General features: G+C 50.7%; 5 protein-coding genes and 1 pseudogene. All 6 read left to right on the top strand.

Going from position 1 to position 7847, the window contains the following annotated elements; all coding sequences use genetic code 11:
* Positions 1-85: 85 nt before the first annotated feature.
* Entirely contained in the window at positions 86-859 is a 774-nt protein-coding gene (gene pgeF / locus BN93_RS06020; protein ID WP_084768699.1) for a peptidoglycan editing factor PgeF, read from the top strand.
* Positions 860-934: 75 nt separating this feature from the next.
* Positions 935-2227 (top strand): M23 family metallopeptidase, encoded by a 1293-nt coding sequence (locus BN93_RS06025; protein WP_019187439.1) that lies wholly within the window; start codon positions 935-937, stop codon positions 2225-2227.
* Between the two features lie 7 nt (positions 2228-2234).
* Positions 2235-2789, top strand: a complete 555-nt coding sequence (locus BN93_RS06030; protein WP_019187440.1) for a hypothetical protein — start codon at positions 2235-2237, stop codon at positions 2787-2789.
* Between the two features lie 490 nt (positions 2790-3279).
* Positions 3280-5091: a MutS-related protein gene (locus BN93_RS06040; protein WP_044260006.1), complete on the top strand. Its 1812-nt coding sequence runs from the start codon at positions 3280-3282 to the stop codon at positions 5089-5091.
* A gap of 604 nt (positions 5092-5695) precedes the next feature.
* Positions 5696-6898: a sugar MFS transporter gene (locus BN93_RS06045; protein ID WP_019187443.1), complete on the top strand. Its 1203-nt coding sequence runs from the start codon at positions 5696-5698 to the stop codon at positions 6896-6898.
* 265 nt (positions 6899-7163) lie between these two features.
* Positions 7164-7847 (top strand): annotated as a pseudogene (locus BN93_RS06050) (SLC13 family permease); the annotation flags it as partial.

The raw sequence follows: 7847 nt of genomic DNA on the forward strand, positions 1-7847 counted from the left end.
GTCGACGAGGGCGAAGACATCGACGTGGAGTACATCGATGCCGACATCGAAGACCTTGACGACTTTGAATACGAAGACGAAAATGATGCCTAAACTGCTGGAATATGCCCTTGGCCACCGCATTCACGCTTTCAGTACCATGCGTACCGATGGCGCAAGCCAAGGTGCTTACGCCCAATTTAACATCAATCCCTATTGTGGCGATGCCCCCGAACACGTGGCGCAAAACCTCCATAGCCTGTGCCGCGTGCTGGGCATCGCCCCTTCTAACCTCGTTATGCCCCACCAAACCCACGAAACAACCGTGCGACAGGTGGGCAGCGAGCTGCTTTCGATGCCGCAGAACGTGCGCCAAATGGTTTTAGATGGTGTTGACGCACTCATTACCAACGTGCCTGGCGTTTGCATTGGCGTGTCTACGGCCGACTGCATCCCCATCCTTCTCTACGATGCCGAACATCGCGCCACGGCTGCCATACATGCAGGATGGCGCGGAACGGTGAAACGCATCGCACAAAACGCCATCGCGCAGATGCGCGCAGCTTTCGACACCAACCCGCAAAGCTTACGCGCTGTTATTGCCCCAGGCATCTCGCTGCAAAACTTTGAAGTGGGCGACGAAGTGTACGAGGCCTTTGCCAAAGCCACTTTCCCAATGAACGATATTGCGCAACGGCACAACAAATGGCACATCAATCTACCCCTTTGCAACCAATTGCAACTGCAAGAGTTAGGCGTTAAAGCCGAAAACATATACGCAACGGACATCTGCACCTACAACCGCTGCAACGATTTCTTTTCAGCCCGAAGGCTAGGCATCAACTCTGGCCGCATTTTTACGGGCGTTACCATCCGCTGAACATGGCCAAATGGCTGGTTGCCACTTTGCGTGGCGGCATTGGCTTGTGCCTGTTCGCATATATATTTTACACAAATGAAACAGCTTATTGCATTACTCCTCGTCCTGTTCTTCAGTTCGGGTAAGCCCGCTGAGGACCATTTCACACCTGCCGAAACCCAACAAATTAGCATTGCCACGCCTGGCTTGTTCGATAAAGGCAACGTTTTCTTTATCGATCTCAATGCCATTGCGCACAAAAACTATGCCTTCCCGCTGCCTGTGGGCAAGGCCAAGGTGGCCAAAAACAACGCATTGGAGATTACAACCAAGCGTGGCGATGCCGTTAAGGCCATGATGCCCGGAAGAGTTAGGCTGGCAAGAAAGAACAAACAGTGGGGAAACGTGGTGGTGATACGCCACGACAACGGCCTGGAAACGGTGTATGCGCACAACGCTCAGAACCTAGTGAAACCCAACGAAACGGTAGAGGCAGGCCAATCTATTGCCATCGTGGGCAAGAAAGACGGCAAGGGGCGTTGCCTTTTCCTAACGATGGTAAACGGCGGACGTATCAATCCGCAAACCATCGTCGACCCCAAAAGTCATAAACTGAACAAGGGAGTGATGCGATTTGAGAAAAACGGACAACGCGTAACCGTTAGGCAGGCCACAGAAAAAGACCTAGAAGAAAAGCTCTTAGCCGACAAAAAGGGGAAAGCCGATACCAAAAAGACTGCCAGAGAGGAAGAGAAAGCCAAACGCGAAGAGGCCAAACGGCTGAAAGAAGAACAAAAGCTGCTGGCAGAAGAGCAGAAAGCCGCCAACAAAACGCTGCTTAAACCGCAGAAAGACGTGAGGGGCAGCGTAAACAACAAACTTTTCTTGTCCCAGTTTTCGCCCAACGAATGGGCCTACCCACTGCCTGGCAGCCATGTAATTAGCCCTTACGGAGGGCGCAGAAGGCACTCGGGCGTAGACATCAAGACTCGCCCTAATGATAAGATATTGGCCGCTTTCAGTGGCATTGTGGTTCGTTCGGGGCCATATTTCGGTTATGGCAACTGCATTGTCATTCGTCACGACAACGGCCTAGAAACGCTTTACAGCCACCAATCGCGCAACTTCGTGAAGGTGGGACAGGCCGTTAAGGCCGGCGACGTTATCGGACTGACGGGCCGTACGGGTCGTGCCACCACCGAGCACCTGCACTTCGAGGTGTCGTTTAAAGGCAAGCGCATAGACCCTGCATTGGTTTTCAACCACGCGGCTAAGACGCTACACCAGCATACGCTGGTGCACGCTAGCGGTGTTGTGCGCATTGATAAGTCGGCTAGGCTGCCCATAGCACAAGCAAGCGGCAAACAAGAAACAACAAACGTACAATAAAAATACGATGAACATAGAACTGCTTTTCGACCGCTATCTGCAACTGTCGGAGATTAAACGCCCAGGACATATCGAGAGCCTTGGGCACCCTGAGCCCAATTCCACCCAGCAATTGGAACTTGCGGCAGGTACGCCGCTAGCTCCTTTGCTTGTGTACATATATAATAAGGTGTCGGGCACGCCTCGGCAGTGCAAGCGCGAAGGCCTCATCGACTTCATTCCAGGCTTCCGTCTACCCCACTTACGCGAGTGGCCCGCCGCCTACGAGGCCTTCAAATTGGTGCATGGTGAACAATGGTTGCCGCTTTTATTCGATGGCGACAGGGGCTATTATGCCATCAATAGAGAGACAGACGAGGTGGCAATAAGCTTTCTCGACGAGTTCGCATTCATCGATACCGTTAGCCTTAACGCCCTCAACTTCTTGCAAACGCTCGTAGCCAACTACGAACGCAAGGTGTATTCGGTAGACCGTTACGGCCTACTAGACTACGACGAGCGCAGAGAAGGCGAAGTGGCGCGCGAGATAAACCCCGACGTAGACTATTGGATGGAGGAATGAAAGGCTGCTAAATGGTGCGTTTAGTCTTTCTTCTTGGGCCTGGTTTTCTTATTATCCTAGGCATGCAAGACATCCAAGAACAACAAGAAACCCTCAAAAAAAGCCTAGTTCCCCCTATTAAGCCCATAGCAAAGAACATCAAGTTTTGCCATCAATGCCCTTACTTGCCAAAGAAAAAGATGCTTGTACTGGCACTACAAGGGTGCTTGTACTATCGCTACAAGGTGCTTGTACTGGCACTACAAGGTGCTTGTACTGGCACTACAAGATGCTTGTACTAGCACTACAAGGGGCTTGTACTGGGACTACAAGATGCTTGTAGTGCAACTGGAAACAACATTACGCTGATACATGACAGGCTACACGAAGCCAGATAAGCTTCTAAAACCATTTCCTTTTTTATCATAGGCAGGTTCTAAAAAATACAAAGAACAACCTGTGAACCTTTGCGGGGATTTTTTAGAACATGCCTATTATAACCCTCACACTTATGAAAACAACCTCCCTAAAAACTGCATATCTTGCCGAAAGTTCATTGCTGGCGGCTCTTCTCGTTCGTTTAAAGCGCCGCAACCTCTACTTCGTGGCCGGCGAAATCGTCTCGTTCGTTGCCATGTTAGGCTTAGTTGTCTTGGCCACCACCCTCTACAATGCCACGTGGACACTGTGGTTGGCCGCTGTTTGCCTGGCCTTATATGTTATTATCAGGCGCTTTGACGTGCAAAACGAGGCCCGAATAACTGCTGTCGACCAGCTAAGGCAAGCCTATGAAGACGAGGCACGCTACCTAGAAGGCGACTTTACCCCCTTCGGCGATGGTGCATGCCACGCCGACACACACCATCCTTTCGCCCTCGACCTCGACATATTCGGTCCGTCTTCGCTTTTTCATCGGCTCAACCGCACAGTTTCAACAGGCGGAAGTAGGTCGTTGGCCGCCGCACTCACTCAATTGCCCGGCCATACGCCACAGGCTAAGGCCGAAGTGGAACGAAAACGCGAGGCCATAGACGAGTTGGCCGCCAAAGCAACGTGGCGAATGAAGTTTATTGCCCAAGGAAAAGGCAAGGCAGGCGGCATAGACAGCACACGCCTTACACAAACAATGCAAGCCGCCGCAAAGGTCTCCATCCCCCGTTTTGCCGCCGCCCGCCTACCCCTCGCCATAGCCTGCGCCTCCGTTGTGGGCTTTTTCGCCACCTTGTTTCTTGCCGTCTTTACGCCGCTTAGTGCCAATGTGCCCGTTTGGTGGGGCATTATCAACTTCTTTGTGGTGATGTTGATATGCACCAAGCCGCTGCGCATGGTGAGCAAAACGGCCAACCTGTTGCACGCCGAGCTAACGGCCTGCGTGCAATTGCTAAGTCTTATCACCACCGAAGACATGCAGGCCGCATTGAACAAGCAACTGCAAACCGAACTGCAAGGTGCATTGCACGCCTTCAAACAACTGCAACAAACGGTGGCTAGCCTAGACCGCCGCAGCAATGTTTTGGGTTTGATGTTCGCCAACGCCCTTTTTCTAAGCGATTTCTTTCTTGTACGCAAGTTCTTAAAATGGCAAGACAGTCACCTCAAACACTTCGAGCAGTGGGTAGAATGCCTTAGCAAAGCGGATGCACTTGTATCGCTGGCCACTTTCAGATATAATCATCCCGAAACCGTCCAGCCACAAATCGAAGACGCACCAAACATCGTTTATCAAGCCACAAACCTTCGCCACCCATTCTTAGGAATAAAGGCCGTTGGCAACGACTTGCACATCGAACAAGGTCAATACCACATTGTTACGGGTGCAAACATGGCAGGTAAAAGCACGTTTCTCAGGTGTGTGGGCGTGAACTACGTGCTGGCTATGGCCGGATTGCCTGTGTTTGCCGGCGAGATGAGGGTTTCGTGCTTTTGGCTTTTCAGCAGCATGCGCACCACCGACGACCTTACGCACGGCATATCTTACTTCAATGCCGAACTGCTTCGACTCGAACAACTCATCGGCTACTGCCACAATCACCCCAACACCTTCATCATTCTCGACGAAATATTGAAGGGAACGAACTCGCTAGACAAGCTCAACGGTTCGCGTCTGTTTCTACAAACCATGTCGCAGCTGCCTGCTAGCGGCATTGTGGCCACCCACGACCTTGAACTTTCTAAGCTAGAAGACGAAAACCCAAGTCGTTTTGCCAACTATTGTTTTGAGATTGAACTCGGAAACGACGTAACTTACTCATATCGCATTACGCGTGGCGTGGCTCAAAACCAAAACGCGACCTTCTTATTAAAGAAGATACTGAAAGCCTAAGTCCCCCACTCCTTCCTTCGGGGAGGGGGCGAATGCCATGCGCATCAGGCGCAAAAGCTGTGAGAAAGCACGGATAAAGCACTGAAATTCGCCCCTAGACACATACGCCTAAGCGCAAAACTGCGCCGCAAAACCACGCAACATCCTTGCCAAAAGCGAAAGGGCTCAAATCTTTAATTTGTATTAAAGCCCTTGGTCGTTAACATAACAAACCCTAAAAAGGGGCATAAATCTAGGAAAACGTTTGCAAAGTAAATAATAAAGAATTAACTTTGTAATGTGTTTTTCATAGTATTAGATTTAAGGTTAACAAAAGGTTGGGGCTCAGCGGAGCCCTTTTTTCATGTCTTTTACCGAACAAATCGCACCGCTATCCGCCCATTTATTGCCTAATTCAAAAGATTTTATGGTCTATTTGCTGTATTCCCAGCCTCAAACCAACCGCTTTCGCAACACGCCACAGCCACATTCCCTGCAATTAAACGATTGCTTTTGCGAGAATGTCACGAATTTTTATTACTTTTGCACCAATTTGATTAGAGTGCCTAGTCTACGCGAACGAACAAAGGGATAACAACTTGTTCCCTACATCACCTTATCAATAATGAACAGAAAACAAGCTTCTCTTACCGAACGCAGATTTCTTCTGCCTTTCGTACTCATTACCACCCTTTTCTTCTTATGGGGCTTTGCTCGCGCCATCCTCGACGTGCTAAACAAGCATTTCCAAAACGAGCTGCACATATCCATAGCACAGTCGGCCCTCATCCAAGTAACCACTTACCTGGGCTACTTCATCATGGCCATACCCGCCGGGCTGTTCATCAACCGCTTTGGTTATCGTCGCGGCGTGGTATTCGGGCTTTCGCTTTTCGCTTTGGGTGCCTTTCTCTTTGTTCCGGGTGACCAAATCGGAACTTTCGAAGTGTTCTTGGCCGCGCTGTTCGCCATCGGTTGCGGACTAACTTTCCTCGAAACGGCCGCCAATCCCTATGTTACAGAGTTGGGCGCGCCCCAAACAGCCACCAGCCGACTAAACCTTTCGCAATCGTTTAACGGTCTGGGCAGCATCTTCGCAACGTTTAGCGTGGGGTTGTTTCTTTTCCGAAACGACAGCGAAGGCGGCAATGTAGCCATCCCATACGTGGTGTTAGGCATTGTGGTTTTGGCCATTGCGCTAGTTTTTTCGCGCGTACAATTGCCCGAAATACAAACCACCAACGACGAAAACACGGGCGGCAGCGGTCTGAAAAACATTGCCGCACTGTTTCAACGCCCCATGTTCGTATTGGGTTTGGCCGCACTTTTGGCCTACGAAGTGGCCGAAATATCCATCAATAGCTACTTCATCAACTTTGTCACAGGGCAAGGATGGATGAGCGACAAAACCGCATCGATGGTGCTTACCGCGGCATTAGCCTTCTTTATGATAGGTAGGTTTGGCGGTAGTTGGGTGATGCGGCGAGTTCGGGCGCAGCTTGTGTTGTTGGCTTGTGCCATTGGTTGTGTGTGCAGCATGTGCTTAGTGTTGCTCAACCTCGGCACATTGTCGCTCGTTGGCTTGCTGGCCAACTACTTTTTCGAGGCTATCATGTTCCCCACCATCTTCTCTTTGGCACTTACGGGCTTAGGCCAACTAACCAAAAGTGCATCGTCTATCTTGATGATGACGCCCGTTGGCGGTTGCGGGTTCTTGCTTATGGGGATGATAGCCGATGGCGGCAACCCCGTTTTGCCTTTCGTTTTACCGCTCGCAGGGTTTGCTGTTGTGCTGGCTTACGCGTGGAAAATGGCCAGCAAAGGCTAAGGCTACTAGTGGTTCTAGGCTATCTAAGATGCCTAGAACAACTAAAAAACTAGGATAACTACGAAATCTAGAACAACCACGAAACCCAAAACAACCAAAAGTTCCACCCACGTCCGCACCCAATCCCTAAAAGAACATAATATAATTGCCCATTGCCTTTTGTTCGGGATTTTATTTGTAACTTTACATCCCTATTCACCAACAACGCAGGCCACAGAGAGTTTTAAAAACACGGCCAGCAAAACACAAAACAATCGTTCAAGACATGATCACAACATTAGTTATTCTTGCCGTTTCGGTAACCATGTTCATCATCGGCCGCCTCCGTTCGGATGTAGTGGCGGTGTGCGCCATGGCTGCCCTTCTTATCTTTGGCATTCTAACCCCGACCGAAGCGTTGGCGGGATTCTCGTCTAACGTAGTCATCATGATGGTAGGCCTCTTTGTTGTGGGCGGTGCCATCTTCCAAACAGGATTGGCCAAGGCCATTAGCCAACGCCTGATGAAACTAGCAGGCGGCAACGAAACCTTTATGTTCCTCCTCGTTATGTTCACAACGGCAGTTATTGGCGGCTTTGTCAGCAACACCGGCACGATAGCCCTCATGATGCCCGTAGTTGTAAGCATGGCCACACAAAAGGGAACACACCCCGGCCGCATGCTCATGCCCCTAGCTTTCGCCAGCAGCATGGGCGGAATGCTCACGCTTATCGGTACGCCCCCTAACCTTGTGATACAAGATGTGCTAACCAAAGCAGGCCAACAGCCGCTAACCTTCTTCTCGTTCACCCCCCGTGGGCATCGTCATTGTGCTTTTGGGCGTGGCCCTGATGCTGCCACTCTCGCGCATGTTCCTCGGCAAACGTAAGCAGAAAGGCCGCGATGCGGCCAACGTTGGCAAAACACTCGACCAGCTGGTTGAAGAATACAACCTGCAACATCAGCTCCG

The organism is Prevotella conceptionensis 9403948, from assembly GCF_000312305.1.
Lineage (GTDB): Bacteria > Bacteroidota > Bacteroidia > Bacteroidales > Bacteroidaceae > Prevotella > Prevotella conceptionensis.